The 22,721-nt window shown below is 33.0% G+C and carries 19 protein-coding genes and 1 other RNA gene; 13 read left to right on the plus strand and 7 right to left on the minus strand.

Annotated features, from left to right (window positions below; genetic code table 11):
• Window positions 1-199: 199 nt before the first annotated feature.
• Entirely contained in the window at window positions 200-922 is a 723-nt protein-coding gene (locus AACZ41_RS05855; RefSeq protein WP_339627422.1) for a hypothetical protein, read from the plus strand.
• A 14-nt stretch (window positions 923-936) separates the two neighbouring features.
• On the opposite strand, the gene AACZ41_RS05860 is transcribed toward AACZ41_RS05855, so the two are convergent.
• Entirely contained in the window at window positions 937-2,061 is a 1,125-nt protein-coding gene (locus AACZ41_RS05860; RefSeq protein WP_339627423.1) for a hypothetical protein, read from the minus strand.
• A gap of 26 nt (window positions 2,062-2,087) precedes the next feature.
• Window positions 2,088-3,716: an ATP-binding cassette domain-containing protein gene (locus AACZ41_RS05865; RefSeq protein ID WP_339627424.1), complete on the minus strand. Its 1,629-nt coding sequence runs from the start codon at window positions 3,714-3,716 to the stop codon at window positions 2,088-2,090.
• Between the two features lie 179 nt (window positions 3,717-3,895).
• Here AACZ41_RS05865 and AACZ41_RS05870 point away from each other — a divergent pair, with 179 nt between their 5' ends.
• Complete coding sequence (locus AACZ41_RS05870) at window positions 3,896-5,278, plus strand: transaldolase (protein WP_339627425.1); 1,383 nt, start codon at window positions 3,896-3,898, stop codon at window positions 5,276-5,278.
• Window positions 5,279-5,314: 36 nt separating this feature from the next.
• On the opposite strand, the gene AACZ41_RS05875 is transcribed toward AACZ41_RS05870, so the two are convergent.
• The gene (locus AACZ41_RS05875; protein ID WP_339627426.1) at window positions 5,315-6,121 is read right to left on the minus strand and encodes an SDR family oxidoreductase; all 807 of its coding nucleotides are present in this window, start codon (window positions 6,119-6,121) and stop codon (window positions 5,315-5,317) included.
• Between the two features lie 90 nt (window positions 6,122-6,211).
• Window positions 6,212-6,310, minus strand: an RNA gene (gene ffs / locus AACZ41_RS05880) — signal recognition particle sRNA small type.
• A gap of 133 nt (window positions 6,311-6,443) precedes the next feature.
• Here ffs and AACZ41_RS05885 point away from each other — a divergent pair.
• The 8 genes from AACZ41_RS05885 (at window position 6,444) to AACZ41_RS05920 (ending at window position 14,321) form a co-directional block, all read left to right on the plus strand.
• Window positions 6,444-7,499 carry a glutaminyl-peptide cyclotransferase gene (locus AACZ41_RS05885; RefSeq protein WP_339627427.1) on the plus strand — a complete coding sequence of 352 codons (1,056 nt, stop codon included), beginning with the start codon at window positions 6,444-6,446 and terminating at the stop codon, window positions 7,497-7,499.
• Between the two features lies 1 nt (window position 7,500).
• Window positions 7,501-7,890 (plus strand): thioesterase family protein, encoded by a 390-nt coding sequence (locus tag AACZ41_RS05890; RefSeq protein WP_339627428.1) that lies wholly within the window; start codon window positions 7,501-7,503, stop codon window positions 7,888-7,890.
• A gap of 25 nt (window positions 7,891-7,915) precedes the next feature.
• Window positions 7,916-9,448, plus strand: a complete 1,533-nt coding sequence (locus AACZ41_RS05895; protein WP_339627429.1) for a hypothetical protein — start codon at window positions 7,916-7,918, stop codon at window positions 9,446-9,448.
• 147 nt (window positions 9,449-9,595) lie between these two features.
• Window positions 9,596-10,327: a LytTR family DNA-binding domain-containing protein gene (locus AACZ41_RS05900; protein ID WP_339627430.1), complete on the plus strand. Its 732-nt coding sequence runs from the start codon at window positions 9,596-9,598 to the stop codon at window positions 10,325-10,327.
• Between the two features lie 138 nt (window positions 10,328-10,465).
• A complete protein-coding gene (locus AACZ41_RS05905; protein WP_339627431.1) occupies window positions 10,466-10,642 on the plus strand; it encodes a hypothetical protein in 177 nt (58 codons plus the stop codon).
• 92 nt (window positions 10,643-10,734) lie between these two features.
• Window positions 10,735-12,822 (plus strand): ATP-binding protein, encoded by a 2,088-nt coding sequence (locus tag AACZ41_RS05910; RefSeq protein ID WP_339627432.1) that lies wholly within the window; start codon window positions 10,735-10,737, stop codon window positions 12,820-12,822.
• Window positions 12,823-12,851: 29 nt separating this feature from the next.
• Window positions 12,852-13,520, plus strand: a complete 669-nt coding sequence (locus AACZ41_RS05915; protein ID WP_339627433.1) for a histidine kinase — start codon at window positions 12,852-12,854, stop codon at window positions 13,518-13,520.
• A 156-nt stretch (window positions 13,521-13,676) separates the two neighbouring features.
• Complete coding sequence (locus AACZ41_RS05920; RefSeq protein WP_339627434.1) at window positions 13,677-14,321, plus strand: hypothetical protein; 645 nt, start codon at window positions 13,677-13,679, stop codon at window positions 14,319-14,321.
• A gap of 15 nt (window positions 14,322-14,336) precedes the next feature.
• Here the strand turns inward: AACZ41_RS05920 and glyA are convergent, their stop codons facing one another.
• Window positions 14,337-15,611 carry a serine hydroxymethyltransferase gene (gene glyA, locus AACZ41_RS05925; RefSeq protein ID WP_339627436.1) on the minus strand — a complete coding sequence of 425 codons (1,275 nt, stop codon included), beginning with the start codon at window positions 15,609-15,611 and terminating at the stop codon, window positions 14,337-14,339.
• 248 nt (window positions 15,612-15,859) lie between these two features.
• Here glyA and AACZ41_RS05930 point away from each other — a divergent pair, with 248 nt between their 5' ends.
• Window positions 15,860-17,044 (plus strand): hypothetical protein, encoded by a 1,185-nt coding sequence (locus AACZ41_RS05930; protein WP_339627437.1) that lies wholly within the window; start codon window positions 15,860-15,862, stop codon window positions 17,042-17,044.
• Between the two features lie 30 nt (window positions 17,045-17,074).
• Here the strand turns inward: AACZ41_RS05930 and ytxJ are convergent, their stop codons facing one another.
• Window positions 17,075-17,470, minus strand: coding sequence for a bacillithiol system redox-active protein YtxJ (gene ytxJ, locus AACZ41_RS05935; RefSeq protein WP_339627438.1), 396 nt, complete (start codon window positions 17,468-17,470; stop codon window positions 17,075-17,077).
• Between the two features lie 158 nt (window positions 17,471-17,628).
• Between ytxJ and clpB the strand changes: the two genes are divergently transcribed.
• Both clpB and AACZ41_RS05945 read left to right on the plus strand, forming a co-directional pair.
• Window positions 17,629-20,229: an ATP-dependent chaperone ClpB gene (gene clpB / locus AACZ41_RS05940; protein ID WP_339627439.1), complete on the plus strand. Its 2,601-nt coding sequence runs from the start codon at window positions 17,629-17,631 to the stop codon at window positions 20,227-20,229.
• Window positions 20,230-20,339: 110 nt separating this feature from the next.
• Complete coding sequence (locus AACZ41_RS05945; protein WP_339627440.1) at window positions 20,340-20,933, plus strand: TetR/AcrR family transcriptional regulator; 594 nt, start codon at window positions 20,340-20,342, stop codon at window positions 20,931-20,933.
• A 60-nt stretch (window positions 20,934-20,993) separates the two neighbouring features.
• On the opposite strand, the gene AACZ41_RS05950 is transcribed toward AACZ41_RS05945, so the two are convergent.
• Window positions 20,994-22,670: a PorP/SprF family type IX secretion system membrane protein gene (locus tag AACZ41_RS05950; protein WP_339627441.1), complete on the minus strand. Its 1,677-nt coding sequence runs from the start codon at window positions 22,668-22,670 to the stop codon at window positions 20,994-20,996.
• Between the last annotated feature and the right edge of the window lie 51 nt (window positions 22,671-22,721).

Below are 22,721 nucleotides of genomic sequence, written 5' to 3' on the forward strand. Positions count from 1 at the left end.
TAGTTCTTAAGGGGCAAAATTCTTAAAATCGACAAACGGTTCGATTTCATCGTCAAGATACAATTTGAAGTAATATTTAGCTATAACTGATTAGTCAATAAAATAATTTTAACATTTTATTAACTTTTAATTAAGTTAAACAAGATTTAATCAAATTTTTTAAATAGTTAACTTTGAGAGCATTGCTAAAAAAGGAAACATGTTGCTACCTAAAACTAATATTGAAAGTAAACTAGCTAAGGCGAAATTATCTAGCGCTATTTCAGAAAAAGATAGACTTGAAGAGGTCTATATCATATTATCCAAGTTAGATAAAGAACTTGAACGAATATCAGAAAATATTACTACTAGTAACGGTTCACCAAGCAATAACTTTAATATTGATTTATTAGAGAGTTCGAGAATATATCATTTAGACGACATTAAGAAAATTTGTATCGATTATCGCTTACGTTTTTTAGACTCTAAATATTTTAAAGGAAATATCCCAGCCGAGGCATTATCAAAAATTAAAACCTTAGAAAAAGAACACGATTTAAAAATGAAAGGTTTTAAAATAATAGCACCTTCTAAACTTTTTAAATTAGAGGATAAAGATGATCCATTACTTTTTGCGCCAATTGGTAATGGATATCACTACCTAATTCATCAATGGGGAAATGACCTGCATCCACTAAGAAAAATGCTCATGTGGCCATTTAAAGGCATGGTAAACTTATGCACCATAATCTTATTACTTAGTTTTTTGGTTACACTTTTAATTCCCGATGGACTCTTCTCTAAATCTAATTCTACAGCAGAGTTCTGGATTATAAATTTCTTTATGTTCAAGTGTATTGCTTCGGTAGTAATATTTTATGGCTTTGCGCTGGGTAAGAATTTCAATCCGGCTATTTGGAACAGTAAGTATTTCAACAGCTAAACAACTAAATACTATCAATTCACGAAAATAGTCTGTGGAATCCCATCTAAATCAATATTGTCTATAATATTAAAATCTGGGGCAGGTGTCATTCTTAAGATTCCACCTTTGTCCACTTCGCCTTTCTTTTGATAACCAATGAGCATATAATTATTTTGCTTATCGTAACCAATAGAGGTTGTAGTAGCAATTTTATATTTAACACTCATATCAGATTCGGTTATAAAATTTTCAAATAAATAAACAATGGTATTATTTGTTTGAAAATTATAAATAGCCGGTACCATATTAATATCAGAGTTTGGCATAGACCTTTGGTAATACATTTTACCACTAGAATCTAGAAATACATCGTTAGTGGTTATAAAATCAGGCTCAGTATTATCGCCATAAGTAGTATACGTTTTATCTAAAGAAACCGGATCTAAAGTAGTATGTAATTCTAAGTAGCTAATTATTACTTGTTCGGTACTGTTCTTAAAAAGCTTCATAGGATTATATCCTAAATCCAACTCTATAATTTGTTGATTCGTATTTATATCGAACACCGAAAGATGATACTCATCTGTAACATATTCATTTAAGGTTAAAACAAATAATCTGTTTGAAGAGGTAATTAAGTCTACCGGTTTTTTATCTAATTTAATCTCTATATAATTATCTGTGTTGGCACTTAAAGAAATAATCCTCACTACCTTTTGTTTATCTTTTCCCTCAAGCTCTCTTTCGTAGGCTATAAAGACTAACTCGGCAGTATGCGTAATTGCAGTAACCTCTATTGAGCAAGGGTCTAAATCTTTAAAAACTTCGTTTGAAATAGCGGTATTACTCACAGCATTATATAACTGTATGCTAGCCTCACAATTGTTTTTAAAATAAAAACTGATTTCATTTGAATTACGGAATTTCAAATAATCGGAAGGAATATCAATGAAAGAAGCAACTGAATTTTTGACGACCAATCCATCATCCGCAGTACCAAGAACAATAGCGTTCAATTTATTGCTACCACTTAAAAAGACGGTATAATTTACAGGTACTCCAATCGCAATTTCTTCAGGGCTTTCTTCTAAAGAATTTTCGCATGCCAGGAAACTTAGGGCCATAATAAAAAAGGCCGCAATATTGTAGGTTTTCATAAAACATCGATTTGGGTTAATCTATTCTATGCTTTTTCAGCGTACATCTTATTACGCTGGTCTTTTAATGCCTTGTCAGACATATACTCATCAAACGTTGAATACCTGTCAATGTTGCCTTTAGGAGTTAATTCTATGATTCTATTTGCAACTGTTTGTGCAAACTCATGATCATGCGTTGTTAGCATTACCGTTCCCTTAAAATTCTTAAGAGAATTATTAAATGCGGTAATACTTTCTAAGTCTAAATGGTTTGTTGGTTCATCTAACATTAATACGTTAGCACGCATTAACATCATTCTACTTAGCATACAGCGAACTTTTTCACCTCCTGAAAGAACGGTACACTTTTTAAGTGCCTCTTCTCCACTAAAAAGCATTTTACCTAAAAATCCTCTTATGTAAACCTCTTCACGCTCTTCCTCTGTTTTCGCGTATTGACGTAACCAGTCTACCAAGTTGATATTATCTGTAAAGAAATCAGCGTTATCTGCAGGTAAATAAGATTGTGTTGTGGTTACACCCCATTGAAAAGTACCTTTATCAGCCTTTCTATTACCGTTGATAATTTCATAGAAAGCTGAAGTCGCCCTAGAATCCCTAGAAATCATAGCTATTTTATCTCCTTTTGCTAAATTGATATTAACATTATCAAAAAGAACCTCGCCATCATCAGTTGAAGCTGATAATCCTTCTACATTTAATATTTGATCGCCTGCTTCACGATCCCTATCAAAAATTATTGCAGGATACCTACGGCTAGATGGCTTAATATCATCAACTTTTAATTTAGAAAGCATTTTTTTACGAGATGTCGCTTGCTTACTTTTTGCAACGTTAGCACTAAAACGGGCAATAAATTCTTGTAATTCTTTAGCTTTTTCTTCAGATTTTTTATTCTGCTGTGCGCGTTGACGGGCAGCTAACTGGCTACTTTCATACCAAAATGTATAGTTACCGGAATACAGGTTCAACTTACCAAAATCAATATCGCCTATATCAGTACAAACGGTATCTAAAAAGTGACGGTCATGACTTACAACAATTACTGTATTCTCGTAATCTGCTAAAAAGTTCTCTAACCAACTAATTGTTTCATAATCCAAATCGTTGGTAGGCTCATCCATAATCAAAACATCAGGATTACCGAATAACGCTTGAGCTAGTAGCACACGCACCTTTAATTTAGAATCAACTTCGGACATAAGTGTAAAATGCAAGTCCGCATTAATACCAAGATTCGAAAGCAAGGCTGCAGCACTACTATCTGCGTTCCAACCATTCATTTCTTCGAATTTTACCTGTAACTCCCCTATTCTATCTGCATTTTTGTCATCATAATCAGCATACAGGGCGTCTATTTCCTTTTTAATCTCATAAAGAGGCTTGTTCCCCATAACTACTGTTTCTAAAACAGTAAAGGAATCTGCCGAATTATGATTCTGCTCCAATATGGACATTCTTTTACCAGGTTCTAAATGAACATGACCAGAAGTTGGGTCTATTTGACCAGCAAGTATTTTCAAGAAAGTAGATTTACCAGCACCATTGGCACCAATAATACCATAACAATTGCCTTGAGTGAAAGCAACATTCACTTCATCGAATAAAACTCTTTTTCCAAATTGAACAGATAAATTAGATACAGATAACATAGCAACAAAATTTTAAAAATCCGTGCAAAAATACTGAATTTATAAGCTTCTACTACCTTGTTTACCATCAATTTCACACAATGATTTTTAATACTGCTCTCAATAACATTTAACTAGCTATTAACAACAACTGGAGAGTAGGATTGTTATTTTTGAAAGGAATCAGTGCATATTACTATATGATAAGAATTCTACTCTCAACATTCATAGTACTTTTAATAGGTTGTTCGACAGCCAAAAAAGATTCCGATACGGTACTCTTTGCCGGTGAAATTGTAAATCCTACGAGCACTCAAGTAATCTTAATGAAAGGCAGACAAAAAATTGATTCTGCTCAACTTGATGAAAGAAACAGATTTAAGTTCAATCTACCTTCTATCGAAAATGGACTTTATCATTTTAATTTATCTCCAGAATATCAATATGTTTATTTAGAAAAAGGAGATAGCTTAATGGTAAGACTTAATACTAGTTATTTTGATGAATCATTAGTCTTTTCTGGAAGTAATGAGGAATTAAATAATTTTCTACTAGAATTATTTCTTGCAGCTGAAGAGGAAGATGCAGCTATGTATGCTGAAAATTATGAATTTGAACCCAATGATTTTTTAGATAAAATTAATTCTCTTAGAAACGACAAGCTTACTCGACTAAATGAGTTAAAGTCAGAAACCACCATGTCTGATGCAGGTTATGAATTACTTAAAGGAAGTATTGACTATACCTATAACAGATATAAAGAGATATATCCTTTTCAACATAAGAGAAAAACTACCGAAGAAAATTTACATGATTTACCTAAAGATTTTTATTCATACAGAAAAAACCTTGAATTTGACAATCAAAATTTAACCTATCTAAGACCTTATTATGATTTTATGAAGGCCCATTTTGGGAATTTATCATATATGTCTTGTGTAAATGACTGTAAAGATGGAAACTCGGGCGCTGGCAAGCAACTACATTTTAATAAGCACAAATTACATTTAATTGATAGTTTGGTTATCGACAAAGAATTGCGGGACAATTTATTTAGAAATGTTGCCATCGACTATCTACTTAAAAGAAAAGACGCATCAGAAAACACAGAAATTTTCTTGAAAGAATTTAAGAATGTATCTAAAAATAATATGCATATTGAAGAAATAGAGAACCTTTACCAAGGAATTTTAAATCTTCAACCTTCTAAAATGTTACCGAACTTAACTGTAGTATCATTTGACAATGAAAACAAAACATTAAATGACATTGCAATAGGCAAAAAAGTGATGTTCTACTTTTGGTCGGGAACTAACAAAAAGCAATATCAAGAAATTTTTAAAAGAGTAGCAGAATTAAAAAAGAAAAAACCAGATTATGAACTAATCGGTATTAATATAAAGACCGATCATAATGATTGGAAAGTAATATTAAAAACTCTTCAGGTCGACACTTCTCTACAGTTTCAAAGCAATAATTTTAAAGAACTAACGGAGAAACTTGTATTATACCCTATGAATAAAGCAATAATTACAGATAATGCTGTTATCGTAGATGGCTTTTCTAATATCTATTACAATTAGTTGGATAAAATCAACTCTTCTTCACAATTAGATTCATTAAGAACTGTGGTTTTCTAACATCTTCTCAAACCAAAGACCTGGTAGTATACTCTTAAGCGTTAACGAAAATTTTTGAATAAAAGAACCAACCTGATAGTGAGGTTTTGGGTTTTTAGTTTCAATAATTTTGGCTATTTTTTTACCCACTTCTCTTGGATCTCCTCCACTATCAACATCAGAATCAATAGCATCTAGCGTATTTTTGTACATTTTCTTGTAAGGAGAGTTCTCATAAACAGGGGTGTGATATCTACCAGACGCAATATTGGTCGCAAAATCACCTGGCGCTAACGTAGTGAACTTTACCCCAAAAGATTTGGTTTCCATCCTATAGCTCTCTGTCACTAATTCAAGGGCAGCTTTCGAAGCTGAATATATTCCTCTATAGGGTAATCCCATATAACCCGCTATTGAAGTTATATTAATTATCAACCCATCTTTTTGCTTTCGCATAATAGGCAGTACTTCATTTATTACACTTAAAGGTCCATTAAAATTGGTTGCGAATGCTTTAAGCACCTCTTCATGTGGTGTTTCTTCCATAGGCCCCGTAATGCCAATACCTGCATTGTTCACTAGAACATCTATTCGAGATTCTTTTTCGAGCAAAGCTGCAATACAAGATTTTATAGTCTCTACATTGCGCACATCCATTTCTAAAAGTGGGAAATCTGAAAATGAAGGATATTTCAATACACTACGTGTAGTACCGTAAACTTTATACCCTCTTTCTTTAAGATGTAAGCCTATTGCTTTTCCAATACCTGAAGACCCACCTGTAATTAGAACTACTTTTGTTTTCATTTTATAGAAAAATAAGCGATACTAAACTATACATTGAATTGGTTATGAATGCGTTACCTTAATTTAGATATTTTCAATTTAAGGCACAAAAAAAGGCAAGCTACCTACATCGCACCGCTACGACCGTATACCCTTGCTGCGTTCCCGCCCTGGGGGATTCTACAGGAGCTGGTCGTGTAGGACTTGCCAGCTGCAAATATACAATCTTTTAAATCTTTCCCAATACTTTTACTTTCTAATTTTTATGAATTAAATTGCCTGTCAAGAACGACGAATACTTCTTGTTCATAATCACTATATAAACTTAAATACCCTTTTCTTAATGAGAATAGTTAAATTAATTTGTATTGTTCTAATTCCCGGTATTTTCATTGCTTGCGGTAGCGGAAACCAAAAAGCTTCTTCCCTTTTTGAAATAAAATTAGCTGAAAATGCAAAAAAGGTAAATCAAAATAATGAAGTTGGTATTAATATCAATAATAAAAAGCAAAAAGAGATTGAAAGTGTAATTTATAGTATAGACGGTGTAGAAATTCCGATAAACAATAATAAACTACTCATTAACGTGCCAACATTGGGCAATAAAGTTTTAACTGCTAAAATTACTTTCGAAGGGGAAACAGTTGAAATCAACAAGAACTTAAAGGTTTTATCAGAGAAAGCTCCAGAAATATATACCTACACGATTATTAATGAGTACCCTCATGATACCGCAGCCTATACACAAGGTTTAGAATTTCATAATGATACCTTATATGAAAGTACCGGAAAAAATGGACAATCCTTTTTAAGAAAATTAAACTATAAAACTGGCGAAGTATACAAACAGATAGATTTGGACAAAAGCTATTTTGGTGAAGGTATTACTATTCTCAACAATAAAATATACCAGCTTACTTGGAAAAGCGGATTGGGTTTTATCTACGACTTAGATACATTTAAAAAGCTAGATAATTTTCAATACGGTAAAAGTCGTGAAGGATGGGGCTTAACTAATGATGGTGAAAAAATATTTAAAAGTGATGGCACTGAAAAAATATGGTTTTTAAATTCTGATACGATGACAGAAGAAGGTTATATAGAAACCGTTACCAACTCTTCTGTATTTAATTCAGCAAATGAACTTGAATACGTGGATGGAAAATTATATGCCAATGTATACCAAAAGCCCAGTGTAATGATAATTGACAGTAAAACTGGGGCAATTGAGGGTGTTATAAATTTCAGTGGATTAAGCGACCTAATTACCAAAACAGCAAATTGGGACAGATTAAATTACGTATTAAATGGTATTGCTTACCATAAGGAGCGTCAGACATTTTTTGTGACAGGAAAGTTTTGGAATAAAATGTTTGAAGTAAAAATCCAGAAAAAATAGAATGAACCGATTTAAAAAAGAAATTATAGTTTCTGAAGACGACCTTGATGATTTAAACCATGTTAATAATGTTCGATACGTACAATGGATTCAAGATATATCTAAAGAACATTGGCAAGCGAAAGCTTCTTCACAAATGCGAAAGGAAGTAATTTGGGTTGTTCTTAGTCATCATATAGAATATAAAAATGCAGCAGTTTTAAACGACCCGATTACAATAAGCACTTTTATTGAGTCAAGCTCTGGAGCAAAATCAATTAGAATTGTTGAAATGCATCATGCTATTACAAAAAAACTATTAGTACGCTCAAGTACCGAATGGTGTCTTCTAAATAGCGAAAGCTTTAGACCTGTTCGAATACCAGAAGAAATCAAAGAAATATTTCTTTAATCGATTTTATTAAAACAACGTATACGTGCGAAATCGAATACTAATCGCCTTTTCCATTCTCCTCTGTATCTTATGGAGTACTTCTTGTAGAAAAAATTTTGAATACGCACCTAGCGATGGAAATTTGTCTTTTTCAAAAGACACGGTTTATCTAGACACTGTTTTCTCGTCAATAGGTAGTAGTACTTATACCCTCAAAGTCTTTAATGATACCAAAGATGATATCATCATTCCCAATATATCGCTAAAGAATGGCCAAGAAAGTTTTTATAGACTAAATGTTGATGGTGTTGCTGGTAAAGAATTTAATGACATTTCAATTTATGCCCAGGATAGCTTATTTATTTTAATAGAAACAACCATAAATATCAGTGATGATACCGTGAAAGAATTGCTTTATACCGATGCTATTCATTTTGATAAGGAACCATTTCAGCAATCGGTAGAGTTGGTTACGCTGGCTAAAGATGCTATTTTTCTTTACCCAAAAGGTAATTCGGAAGTAGAGACCGAAGCCATTAGTTTATATGTAGATGATACAGGAAACCTTATAAATATATCTGGTTTTGAACTTAAGGATGAAGAGCTAAACTTCACCAATAGTAAACCTTATGTTATATATGGTTATGCAATTATACCTGATTCGAAAGAATTGAAAATTGATGCAGGAGCACGAATTCATTTTCATAAAAATTCTGGTTTATTAGTTCAAGAAGGCGCTAAATTAACTGTAAATGGTTCGCTAAGTGAAGATATGATAGCATTAAATGGAGAAGTTATTTTTGAAGGAGACCGACTTGAACCTGAGTTTGCAGAAATCCCTGGTCAATGGGGAGGTTTATGGATTAGTGACGGCAGCTCAAACAATTCCATTAACCATCTAACCATTAAAAATGCAGAAATAGGTTTATTTGTTGAAGCATTATCTGGCGATACTGAAACTACTTTAATTCTTGCAAATAGCCAGATTTACAACAATACCAGATATAATTTATGGGTAAAAAGCGCCAGATTAGAAGCCACAAATCTAGTGCTAGGTAATGCAGGTAGTTCCTCATTATTGATAGAAAATGGGGGTAGTTATACTTTTATTCACTCAACGATTGCGAACTACTGGAATAAAGGGTTTAGGTATAATACCGCATTAGAAATAAAGAATGAAAGCCAAGAAATTGTTTTTGACCTTGAAAAAGCTGACTTCAAGAATTGTATTATTGATGGTAACCGCCAAAATGAGTTAAGTTTAATATCAGATAATGAGAGTAACTTCAATTTTAATTTTTTAAATTGTTTTATTAAATACACACAAAATGAAGCATCTTCACCACTTAATAATCTATTTGATTTTACAAATTCAGAATTATATTCTGACATCATATTGAATGGTGAAGTAGATTATTTTCTAACAACAAAGAATGATTTTAGAATTGGTTTAGACTCAGATGCTATCGATAAGGGAGATTTAGATACTGCTAATTATAGCCCACTAGATATCTTAGGAACACAAAGAATACCCGCCCCAGATTTAGGTGCTTTTCAAGCTATAGAAAAAGAATAATGTCAATTTAGCGTTATAAATTGACAGAATTTTCTCTCACAAGCCCTATAAACAGGCATTTTAACAAAGAGTCCTCCATTTTTATAAGGACATTCTTGGCGAGATTTGTTTGGTCTATATCTAATTTCGTAGTAGACACTATTTCTTTTGAATTATACGTACACCATAATTGATTCTGATGCAGTTTCAAATTTGCAGTTACATGCTTTTTTGGATGAATATGGTGACTTTGAATGTATAAATACTACGACCAACCCTTCTGATGGATTAAACGACATTCTGAAATACACTCCAGACATTGTTTTCATAAATCTTAATAATGACTATTCAGCCATTTTCCTTATGGTGATGGAGATTCATCAATATACGAACCATCTTCCTATATTAATCGGCATAGCTTCTTCTAAAGATTATGCCTACGATGCCATAAAAAATGGATTTTTTGATTATTGGCTGCAACCTTATAATGAATTTGATATACGTAAGTCATTATTAAAGCTTAGAAAAAGAATGCCAATAGAAAAAGCACCGGTTACGCTTTGCTTAAAATCTTACAACGACTTTCAATATCTGAATACCAATGATATTCTATACTTGAAGGCTGATAATAATACCACCGAATTTTTTATGAAAGATGGTACAATTACGAATGCCTTTAAAACGTTAAAGACTTTTGAGAATGCATTGCCTAATAATTTTATGCGCATACATCAGAGCTATATCGTAAATACTACGTATGTCTCTAGAATAAATTTCGGGAAATCGATATGCGCTTTAAAAATGGTAAATGAACATATACCATTTTCAAAAACCTACCGAGAAAACATGGATAATCTTAAAAAAATCCTCTCAAAGAATACACTTTCTTCACAAAATTAAAGAATTCTCTCACAATCGGTTCATATACTAGCAGAACTAGGTCACTTACTTAAAGTAAAGCAATTTACTTTAACTACTCGCGTATCGGTATTACTTTGGCAGTATAATTAATCAGAAACCCCCTTAAACACAGAGAACATGAAAAAAGTAACAAGTATTTTAGCAGTAGCGGTAATGGCATTAGGAATGGCAACGTACGTTGTAGAAAACACTGCCAGTGAGTTTGATTTTATGAATGATATCTCTAAAGCATTCGCTTGTGATGATTGTGACTCTACATTACCTCCAAGAAAAACTAGTACGCTACTAAGCTAGACTGGCATAATAATATAAAAAAAAGCCTTTAACATACTTGTTAAAGGCTTTTTTTTATACCTTGGTTTGTAAGAAAAATTAAAAAACAGTTTTTGATTAAAAGATATTTTACCTTAATTATACTAGTACATTTTTTTAGTAGTTGTTCAGAAACTGAACCTACAAAAGTTGTATCTCCTATTGCCATTGAAACCGATAGTGTTAGTTTATGGATTCTAGAAAGTAAAAACCCGAAATCTACTGAACCACAAAAAACTGTCATTTTAAATAAAGCCTATCAATATGCACTGAGTACTGCTTCAGACTCTTTAAAATCAAAATATTTTTCCACGCTTTCACAAAATTTATATTTAACGGGAGACAGTACATTATTTCGAAAAGTAAATAAGCTAGCTATTTCCTTGAATCAAAAACAAAACGACTCCTTATCGATAGGAAATCGATATTGGGATTTAGCACTTTTTTTTAATAAATACTCGGTAAAAGATAGTGCATATTATGCCTATTCAGAGGCACAAAAAGTATTTGAAAATAGTGAGGAGCAACAACTTTCTGGTAGAATGTATTTGGAAATGGCACAAATACAATCAGAAATTAAAGATTATGTAGGAAGCGAAACGACCATTACCAGGGCAATCGAACGCTTTAAACCTTTAGATGATAATTTGTTTTTATATTACAGTTACAATATTCTTGGCATTTCTTTAGGTGCTTTGGGAGAAACTGAAAAATCTCAATCGTACTACAATGAAGCCCTTTATTATTTAAAACAAGGGAATTATGCTAAAGTCGCAGAGGTAAGAATCATAAATAATATTGGCGTTGTCTTGAGAAACAATAAACAATACAAAAAAGCGATAGAAAATTTTAGGGCAGTTTTAAAAACAGATAGTCTAGAAATAAAAAATCCAGATCTTTATGCCAAAGCATTAAGCAATTTGGCATCCAGTAAATTATACGATAAAGACACTATAGGTGTAAGAAAGCTACTGTTAGAGTCTATAGAAATTAAGAAAAAAGAAAATCTCACGGCCAGCTTAGCAGCATCATATTTTAATTATGCAGAATACAAAGCATATGCCCTCGATACCTCGCAAGCAATTAAAAATGCAAAAATTGCTGAAGGGTTATCATTAAAGAGTGATAATAATGAACGTTTATTAGAAGTTTGGCCTTTTTTAGCGGCATTAGAGAAAAAAAACGCGCCTAATTACTTTCAAAAATATATTCAACTTAACGACAGTCTTCAAAAAGAAGAACGAAAAATACAGAATAAATTTGCCCGTATTCGTTTTGAAACCGATGAGTTTATTGCTGAGAATGTAGAACTAGAGACTGAAAAAGAAGTCTTATCCAAACAAAAACAAATTTGGGTCGGTATTGCAGCAGGTTTCTTTTTACTTGGGTTATCAGTTTATATCATTATTAATCAACGTGCTAAAAACCAAAAGCTTCGTTTTGACCAACAACAGCAAGCCAATAATCAAGAAATTTTCAATTTAATGTTGATGCAAAAACAGAAAGTTGATGAGGTTAAACGCCTAGAACAAAAAAGAATATCAGAAGAACTACACGACGGTATTTTGGGTAAAATGTTAGGCGCGCGAATGGTTTTGACCGGCCTAAACAAAAGGGCTACCGAAGAAGCCATTCAAGAGAAGTCAAAAGCTCTTGGTTCTTTACAAGAAATAGAACACGAAATACGCTCCATTTCCCATGAGCTAAGCCACAGCGCATATCAAAAGATCAACAATTTCACTGATTCGATCGAATCATTATTATCTGGTGGAAATAAAAATATTAAAACCTTATTTAATTATAATGAAGATGAAAGCTGGGATTGTCTTGAAGGTACCGTCAAAATAAATGTGTATCGTATTATTCAAGAAACATTTCAAAATGCCATAAAGCATGCGAATTGTACTTCTTTTGAGATAACATTTTATAGAACTGATGATGTATTTAAAGTGATCATGACTGATAACGGGCGTGGTTTTAATATAAATAAAGGTAAAAAAGGAATTGGCATAAGAAATATTACCTCTAGAATAAATAAACTAAATGGTACGTATCACGTAGATTCCGTTGAAGGCAAAGGCACTACCATTTCACTACAAATACCAGTTAATAAGAATTTGATTAATATTACCGATAATAATACTCAATTTAAAAACGTTTAGTAAATTACAATAGAATCTAAATCTAGTATATGAATACTGTACGAATCTTAGCGGTAGATGACCATGAAATGACCACTTTGGGGTATAAATATATTCTTGAGGATTCTGATTTTAATGATTTTAATGTGAAAGTTGAAATTGCAAAAAGTTTTGAAAAAGGTAAAAGTAAGATTGAAATATCTAAACGTGCCATACCCTATGACATTATTTTATTAGATATTCAGTTATTTTCACCAGAGTCTAAAGATCCAAGAACAGGTATCGATTTAGGTATTGTGGCTAGAAATGAAGTGCCTAACTCAAAGGTTGTTTTCATGTCTTCTTACAGCGATAATTATAGAATTAATAATATTTTTAAAACAGTGAACCCTGATGGATATATGGTAAAATCTGAGATAGATGAAATGTCTCTAAAAACCATGGTAGAAACCATCATGAGTAAATCACCGTACTATACTGCTAGTGCCTTAGCCGCTATTAGACGTAGAATGGCCAGTGATATTGTAATAGATGAGCAAGATCAAAAGATTCTGTATCATCTTTCACAAGGTATACATACTAGGGATATTGCACCATTAATAGGCTCAGCCAATACCACTGTTGAAGCAAGAAAAAGACAATTAAAGGCACTTTTCGACATCAAAAATGGAAATGATTTAGCCCTAATTAATGAGGCTAAAACCCGTGGTTTTCTTTAAAATCTACTAATCTTACAACTTGTTGATTATCAATTTGTTAAAAATATTTCTACTATTTTATAATAATATCCTCCAAAATTATAAGGTTATCCTAAGATGAAATAAATAAGGTTAAAAGTATCTTTATAAAAAGAAAAATTTTAATACTAGCCTTACATGCTTTTTAATTTCGACGATTTTATAAAAAAATCACTAATCAATTTAGATTACACTAAAGAGATTATTGGAATAGATGAATTTCTAAAATCTTTAGAGTTTCATTATTTTTCTAATATCAAATTAATACGAAAAAGCGGCACTTTAAATTCCGTTCACCTAGTATTAGAAGTGAACTGCAATATAGAATTACTAGAATTATTCACTAATTTCAATACTGGTAGATGGGGCACAAGTATTAAAAATGGTTCGCCACTACAGTATAATTTAGAAATCTTAAATTCGAGAAACAACTGTAATATTGATATCGAAGAGCTCACCATATTCTTGAATGACACCAGCATTGTAATAAAACGTATTTACGATAATAGTATAGCATCACAATTCAATGACATATTAAAGCAAATTGCTTGCAACTATATCTTCTTAACCAAGGGTCTTACTCAAAAACCTTATGAAATCTTTGTCCCCATATTTGAGGATAGCATAGATAATTTTGAGTTAGAAGATGATCAGTCGAATATACTTCCAAAATCATATAGCGAATATTGGGGTATTTACTTAGACAAAGAAGATGAAGCTTCTATTTTTGATGTACAAAGAAATACCTACGTTACAGGTAATCTAGAATTTTTATCTGAATAAAAAATTAAATAAATACTAGGCGTTAAAAATTAGCCTAGTATTCATCATTGTATTCACTTTACCTTTCACTTCTGAGATAACAGCGTCATTTTCTGGGTTAGTTATAACCTGATCAATAAGCTCAACTACTTTTTCCATATCACTTTCAACCAAACCTCTCGTTGTAATTGCTGCTGTTCCGAAACGAATTCCTGATGTCACAAATGGTGATTTATCATCAAAAGGCACCATATTCTTATTTGCAGTAATATCTGCAAGCACCAACGCTTTCTCAGCATCTTTACCTGAAATATCTTTATTTCTTAGATCGATAAGCATCATATGATTATCGGTGCCACCAGATATAATATCATATCCTCTTTTTACAAATGCTTTTGCCATAGCATCAGCATTCTTTTTCACTTGTACTATATATGAGCCGTAAGCGTCAGTTAATGCTTCACCAAAAGCAATTGCCTTACCTGCTATAACATGCTCTAAAGGACCTCCTTGATTTCCTGGAAAAACAGCCAAATCCAATAAAGCTGACATTTTTCTTAGATTTCCATTTTTCAATTTAATACCAAACGGGTTCTCGAAATCAGTCCCCATCAATATTAAACCACCTCTTGGGCCTCTTAATGTTTTATGCGTCGTCGTCGTTACAATATGACAATGAGGAATAGGATCATTCAGTAGACCTTTTGCAATTAACCCTGCCGGATGAGAAATATCCGCAAGTAAAATAGCATTTACACTATCTGCAATTTTACGAAAACGTTCAAAATCCATATCTCGCGAATACGCTGAGGCACCGGCAATTATCAACTTAGGTTGTTCTTTGCTCGCTATTTCTTGAATCTTATCATAATCTAATCTACCTGTTGCCTTATCTACACCATAAAACACAGGATTATATAATCTACCAGAAAAATTTACTGGAGAGCCATGAGTTAAGTGTCCACCATGCGACAAATCGAAACCTAAAATCTTGTCTCCAGGCTGTAAACATGCATGATAAACAGCAGCATTTGCTTGCGAGCCAGAATGTGGTTGAACATTCGCATATGCAGCCCCGAAAAGTTCCTTAGCTCTATCAATAGCCAATTGCTCAACTTTATCCACAACCTCGCAACCACCATAATAACGCTTACCTGGGTAACCTTCTGCATATTTATTGGTAAGCACAGAACCCTGGGCTTCCATTACCTGCGGACTAGTAAAGTTTTCAGAAGCGATTAATTCAATTCCGTTAATCTGACGTTGTCTTTCTTCTTCAATAAGATTAAAAATTGTGGTGTCGCGTTGCATGTTGTTATTTATTTTAAATAAGATGCAAAAATACAAATAAGAGTACTTAATGAAATAAAAAAATGAATAAACCCATAACTTATTTATTAAAATTAGTTAATAACTATACCCCTATTCATACACATGATCAAACAATCAATTGTGCAGCTTAACGAAAATATACTATTACTCATCCCTATGCGTTATGATAAAAGCCTTTTATGGCACGGCTGTTGAAATAGCTTAATTAAATTCTAAAAATAATAGACATGAAAAAATTTCTACTATTTGGTTTTATAGGCCTACTACTATCTTGTAGCGGGGTTAAGAAAACACAGGAAGCTCTAAACTCTGGTAATTATATGGCAGCTATTAATAAAGCTGTTGTAAATATTGCAGAGAATAAGACCAAGAAAAGCAATCAGACATACATTGTACTTCTTGAAGAAGGTTATCGCAAGCATACCGAAAGGGAGCTTCAACATATTAAATTTCTTAAAAAGGATGGTAATCCTGCAAATTTTGAAGAGATATTTAATATTTATGACCGACTTAAATCGGTTCAGGAAAGTATTCGACCGTTATTACCATTATATATTCAAGATGAAAATAGAAAGGCACAATTCAGCTTTAAAAATTATGACGATGAATTAATTGATGCCAAGCTAAATTTATCTGAATACCTTTATAACAAGGCTACGACCTTATTAGATAAAGCAAATTATAAAACTGATTACAGAATTGCTTATAGCGATTTAAAATATTTACAGGAGTTAAATCCTAATTATAAAAACGTTGTTGCTAAAATTGATGAAGCATACCAGAAGGGTTTAGATTATGTTATAGTAGAAATGACCAACAACACCGATAAGGTAATACCAAGAAGATTAGAAGATGAACTCTTGAATTTGAATACCTACGGATTAAATAATAATTGGACGGAATATCATACGAATAGAATTCAAAATCAAATCTATGATTATCAAATGGAGGTTTCTTTTCAAGACATCAACATTTCTCCTGAACAAATTAGTGAGAAGCAGATAAGCAAAGAGCGTCAAATTAAGGATGGCTATACTTTTGTTGAAGATAGAAATGGGAATGTAGTTTCCGATAGTTTAGGGAATAGCATTAAAGTTGATAAGTTTAAAACCGTAAAATGTGATTTCTATCAGTTTACTCAATTTAAAAGTGCTCAAGTTACAGGAGTAGTAAATTTTATAGATTTAAAAAAACAACAGAAAATAAATCAGTATCCATTATCAAGTCAATTTATATTTGAGCACGTGTATGCAAACTACGATGGTGATAAAAGAGCTTTAGACAACAACTTGGTTTCCCTTTTGCAATTGGCTAGAGTTCCATTCCCCAGCAATGAACAGATGGTGTATGATGCCGGCGAAGATTTAAAGAACAATCTTAAGAATATTTTAAACAAACAAAGTTTTAACTAACAAAAAAGCCCCGTGAGAACGGGGCTTTTTTTATATGTACTGTTCTAATTTTATATCAGATATCGATCCGTGAGAATCATGTACTACGACTACCCCATTTTTAATTATTAATAATTGAGGCGATTGGTGCATTACTCCAAATTCCGAAGCCACTTCGTGTGACACATCTCTATTTGCCAACAAATCCAAAAAATAAAAATCCATTTGACCTTCCTCTAATCCATAGCCGCTTTTAAACATATTTAGCACCATTCTACTAATACCACAAGAAGTAGAATGTTTAAAAATAACCTGAGGCCTTGCGTTAGATAATTTCTTAATATCCTCTAACTGTGTTATCGCATTCAAAGGTTTCCATGGAATCTCAGAAACTTTCTTTCCATCCTCATCCTTGGAGCCGCCAAATATTCCACTAAATATTCCCATAAATTTCTTAATTTATTATTACCATTTAAGCATAGTCATATCTGACTATTTGTCACCTATCTTACTTAGATTTAAGACAGTTTGTCTTGCTATTATAATTGGTAAGATTCTTGAACATTACATTTCAAAAGTATTACAAATAACTAAAACTATAGAAAATGAATATAAATAATTTCACTATAAAGTCACAAGAGGCAATTCAAAAAGCCCAGATGATTGCCCAAGAAATGGGTCATCAGCAAATAGAAAATGAACATGTTTTTAAAGCACTTACCGAAGTTGAAGAAAATGTAATGCCTTTTTTACTTAAAAAATTAGGCGTCAATTTTAATTTGGTACAACAAATTTTGGAAAAGGAACTTACTAGTTTCCCTAAAGTGGAAGGTGGTGAATTACAATTTTCAAGAGAAGCGGGCAAAACTCTTAATGAAGCTAGCATAATCGCCAAAGATATGGGTGATGAGTTTGTTTCTCTAGAGCATTTATTCTTGGCAATATTAAAATCTAAGAGTAAAATAGCTCAAATATTAAAAGACCAAGGAGTTACAGAAAAACATCTTAAAGCAGCTATAGAAGAATTGCGTAAAGGAGATAAGGTTACTTCTCAAAGTGCCGAAGAAACGTATAATTCTCTACAGAAATACGCTAAAAATCTAAATGAGCTTGCGGATAGCGGTAAATTAGACCCAGTTATTGGTCGCGATGAAGAGATTAGAAGAATACTTCAGATATTATCTAGAAGAACCAAAAATAATCCAATTTTAGTTGGTGAACCTGGCGTAGGTAAAACTGCAATAGTTGAAGGTCTGGCCCACAGAATCATACAAGGTGATATTCCTGAAAATCTAAAAGATAAGGTTATCTATTCTTTAGATATGGGTGCTTTGATTGCAGGCGCGAAATATAAAGGGGAATTTGAAGAACGATTAAAATCGGTCATTAAAGAAGTTGTCAGTGCTGACGGAAACATTATACTCTTTATTGATGAAATTCATACGTTAATAGGTGCCGGTGGCGGTCAAGGTGCTATGGATGCCGCTAATATCTTAAAGCCTGCATTAGCGAGAGGAGAATTAAGATCTATTGGGGCTACAACTTTAGATGAATACCAAAAATATTTTGAAAAGGATAAGGCATTGGAAAGAAGGTTCCAAAAAGTTATAGTTGATCAACCCGATACAGAAAGTGCTATTTCCATTCTTAGAGGTATTAAAGAGAAATATGAAGCTCATCACAAGGTGCGAATTAAAGACGAAGCTGTCATAGCAGCCGTAGAATTATCGCAACGATATATAACCAATAGGTTTTTACCCGATAAGGCAATTGACCTAATGGATGAGGCTGCATCTAAACTTAGAATGGAAATCAACTCTAAACCTGAGGAATTGGACGTTCTTGACCGAAAGATCATGCAATTGGAAATTGAGATTGAAGCAATTAAAAGAGAAGATGATAAGCAAAAACTTAAAATATTAAACTTAGATCTAGCTAATGTAAAAGAAGAGCGTAATGAGATTTATGCTCAATGGGAAAGTGAAAAAACAGTTGTTGATAACATTCAACAAACCAAGTTAGATATCGAAAATTTTAAAGCAGAAGCAGAAAGGGCCGAACGTAATGGCGATTATGGCAAGGTAGCTGAAATTAGATACGGAAAAATTAAAGAAGCGCAGGAAAATCTAACAAAATTACAAGATGATTTAGCTGCACAGCAACACTCCGGAACTTTAATTAAAGAAGAGGTTACAAGCGAAGACATTGCAGAGGTAGTAGCAAAATGGACCGGTATTCCAGTGAACAAAATGTTACAAAGTGAACGCGAGAAATTATTGAAGCTCGAGGAAGTACTGCACAAACGGGTGGTTGGCCAGGAGGAAGCTATTCAAGCGGTTTCTGATGCTATTCGAAGAAGTCGAGCTGGATTACAGGATGCAAAAAAACCAATAGGTTCCTTCTTGTTTCTTGGTACTACTGGTGTTGGTAAAACTGAACTAGCAAAAACACTTGCATCCTATCTGTTTGATGATGAAAATGCCATGACCCGGATAGATATGAGTGAGTATCAGGAGAGGCATGCCGTGAGTAGATTAGTAGGTGCACCTCCTGGATATATTGGTTACGATGAAGGTGGTCAATTGACTGAGGCCGTGAGAAGAAGACCATATTCAGTAGTTCTTTTAGATGAAATAGAAAAGGCACACCCTGACACATTCAACATTTTGTTGCAGGTTTTGGACGAAGGCAGATTGACCGATAATAAAGGTAGGGTTGCCGATTTCAAAAATACCATCATAATCATGACCAGTAACATGGGTAGCCAGATTATACAGGATACTTTTGAAAATTCAAATGACATCCAAAGTGCCACTGAATCTGCAAGGGAAGAAGTTCTTGGTTTATTGAAGAAAACTGTACGACCAGAGTTTATTAATAGAATAGATGACATTGTAATGTTTACTCCTTTAACTAAAAACAACATCAAGGCAATCGTTGGTCTTCAATTAGAATCTCTAAAGAAAATGTTGCTCAAGCAACAAATAACCTTAGAGGCTACCGAAGAAGCCATAGATTATTTGGCTGAAAAAGGATATGACCCACAATTTGGAGCTAGGCCTGTAAAACGGACTATTCAAAAAGAAGTGTTGAACAATATGTCTAAATCACTTTTAAGTGGCGAAATAAAAGCCGATAGTGTTGTATTATTAGATGCATTTGACAATGCTTTGGTTTTCAGAAATCAAGAAAATATTATGGTTTAATAGTTTGAAAATGTAAAAAAGCGTCCTTATTTTTAATAAGGACGCTTTTTTTTATCAACAATATATACCATGCAGTATAGATTTTTTATATTCGCATAAAACAGTCTTACATGTCAACTAAAGCCGAAAGAACTACCGCTTATATTATTGAGACTGTTGCCCCTGTTTTTAATAAGCATGGCTATGTTGGAACAAGCATGAGCGATTTAACAGAAGCGACCAATTTAACTAAAGGTGCGCTTTATGGTAATTTCGAAAACAAAGAGGCTCTTGCTTTATCTGCATTTGAATATAATCGCAATCTATTACTTACAGCTATTGACGAACATTTATCAATAGAAGGAAAAGCAATGGATAAGATTGAAAATCTTATTGAATTTTATAAGAAATACGACATATTTACAATGAATATGGGTGGATGCCCCATTTTAAATGTAGGCATAGATGCCCAACATAACAATCGCTTATTGGCCGCAGCAGCTAAAGAAACTATAAAAGAAATTGAAGGCAAAATAGCCTTGGTTTTTGAAAGTGGAATTAATAATGGAGAGTTTAAACTTCCGGTCACGCCATTGCAATTCTCAAAACAATTATTTACAATTATACAAGGTTCTATTGCGATGGCCACCCTTACAAAAGACCGTAAATACCTTTTAAATACGGTTACCTATTTAGATGTTCTTATTAAAAGAGAACTGAAATAAACTTACGTTAGCTTACTTTTCTAAAGAGTACCAATAGAAATACTTGGGATAAATCAATTATTATTCTCCAGTTACTCTAAATATCCAAATCTTCTCTTTGTATTTTCCACCAAGGTTAGAATCCCTAGCCTCTCTTGCTTCTTTTATAGAGTTGTATTTAGCAAGATATACATAGTTGTAATTATTCAAATCCCTATAGAAAGATTTTGCGTCAATACCTTTTTTCTTCATATCTACCAAAAATGCATCTAAGTACTTCTTGGTGCCAAATACATTCGCAATCAAGTAATACCCTGGCGATAAGGAACCTTCTTTAGTGACTTCCTCATATTTCTCACCAGCTTTAGGCTTAACCACCTCATTTCTTGCAGCGAATTCGACTTTCTGTTTCTCAGCTTCAGCCAAGAGAGCCTCACTCTGAGCAATAGAATCTAGTTTTTTCTTTTGAACAAGTGCAACTGCTTCTGCTTCCTTCCTAATTACTGTAGCTATTGAATCTTGTATTCTTTGTTGCTGTAAAGCCATAGAAGCCGCCAAAGCTTGCTCTGCTTTTGCATTAGCAATAGAATCGCGTTTTTTTCTAATATCTCTCTTAGAATCTTTTACAGCAAGATCTGCTAGTCTTGAAGCTTCCACTATAGAATCATTTATCCTGTTGGATTCTATAAGGGCTAAACGTTCTTGTTTTTTGGCCTCTCGTTTTATGGCCATTTCTTCTTCTTTAGTTAATTCTTGAGATACTACAACTTCCTCTACCTCTGGTTTAGCAATTATGCTTTCTTCCTTTAATTTTTCCTCTTCTGCTATTAATTGTTCTTTAAGCTTTTCTTCAGGTGTCTCTAATGTTCCTAATTTGTATGAGGTTACCAATTCAAACGAAGGATCTTGCCCCTTTAAGTCAGAACTTGTACCTACCTCAATCAATGCTCCTATAGATAATCGCTTAAAGAAACGACCACCTGCTCCACCCGAAAATCCGTAAAAACTATTATAGCCTGCTTGTGCCCAATATTTATTGGTAGTCAGCAAGGATGTTAATCCCACTTGATTATCTAATCCAGGAATAGTTTTATAATATATCGAAGGCCTCAAAATTGAACTATCGTCTGTACTTAGTATAGATATTGGAAAATCGAAACTAGCCAATGCCAAAAACATACGTTCATCGGGACTAGAATTTCGTTCGTTCGTGCTGAAGTTATAATCAAATAAATTTTCTGAAACCAAACCAAGGTTAAATCTATCTATGCTCAAATTTATTCCGGGTGCCATTTGCACGATAAAATCATTAGGAATAGAAGTTTGAATGGGGTTCGGAACAAAAAAACGTTCATCAGCAAGCTTTTGTTGAAAAGCAAATAAATTTAGTCCGACACCTAAAAACACCTTTTCACTTAATTCAATGTTATATGCATAATTTAAAGCTGCACCTGTATTTAAAAAAATACCCGTATTATGCTGAAAAAAACCTACTCCCGCAGCAGAAACCTCATTTAATTTGGTAGTATAATTTAAGAACAATGAAGTTGGGTCGGCATCGTATGTTTGCCATTGCCATCTTGCCCATAAAGCAACAGAAGATGGATTATTGCGACCTAGACTATAGGCAGGGTTTATAAGACTACTATTATATTCGGTAAGATTTTGCTGCCTGAAATCACCAGGCAATACAACTTCTTGAGCCTTAAGGCCTAAAACTACAAAACCAATAAGAAGTGCCCCACAAAATTTTTTCATATGCAAAAAAACAAAAAATAGACTATTTATAGTACTATTTTGAAGTAATTT

Source organism: uncultured Maribacter sp. (genome assembly GCF_963974015.1).
Taxonomy (GTDB): Bacteria; Bacteroidota; Bacteroidia; order Flavobacteriales; family Flavobacteriaceae; genus Maribacter.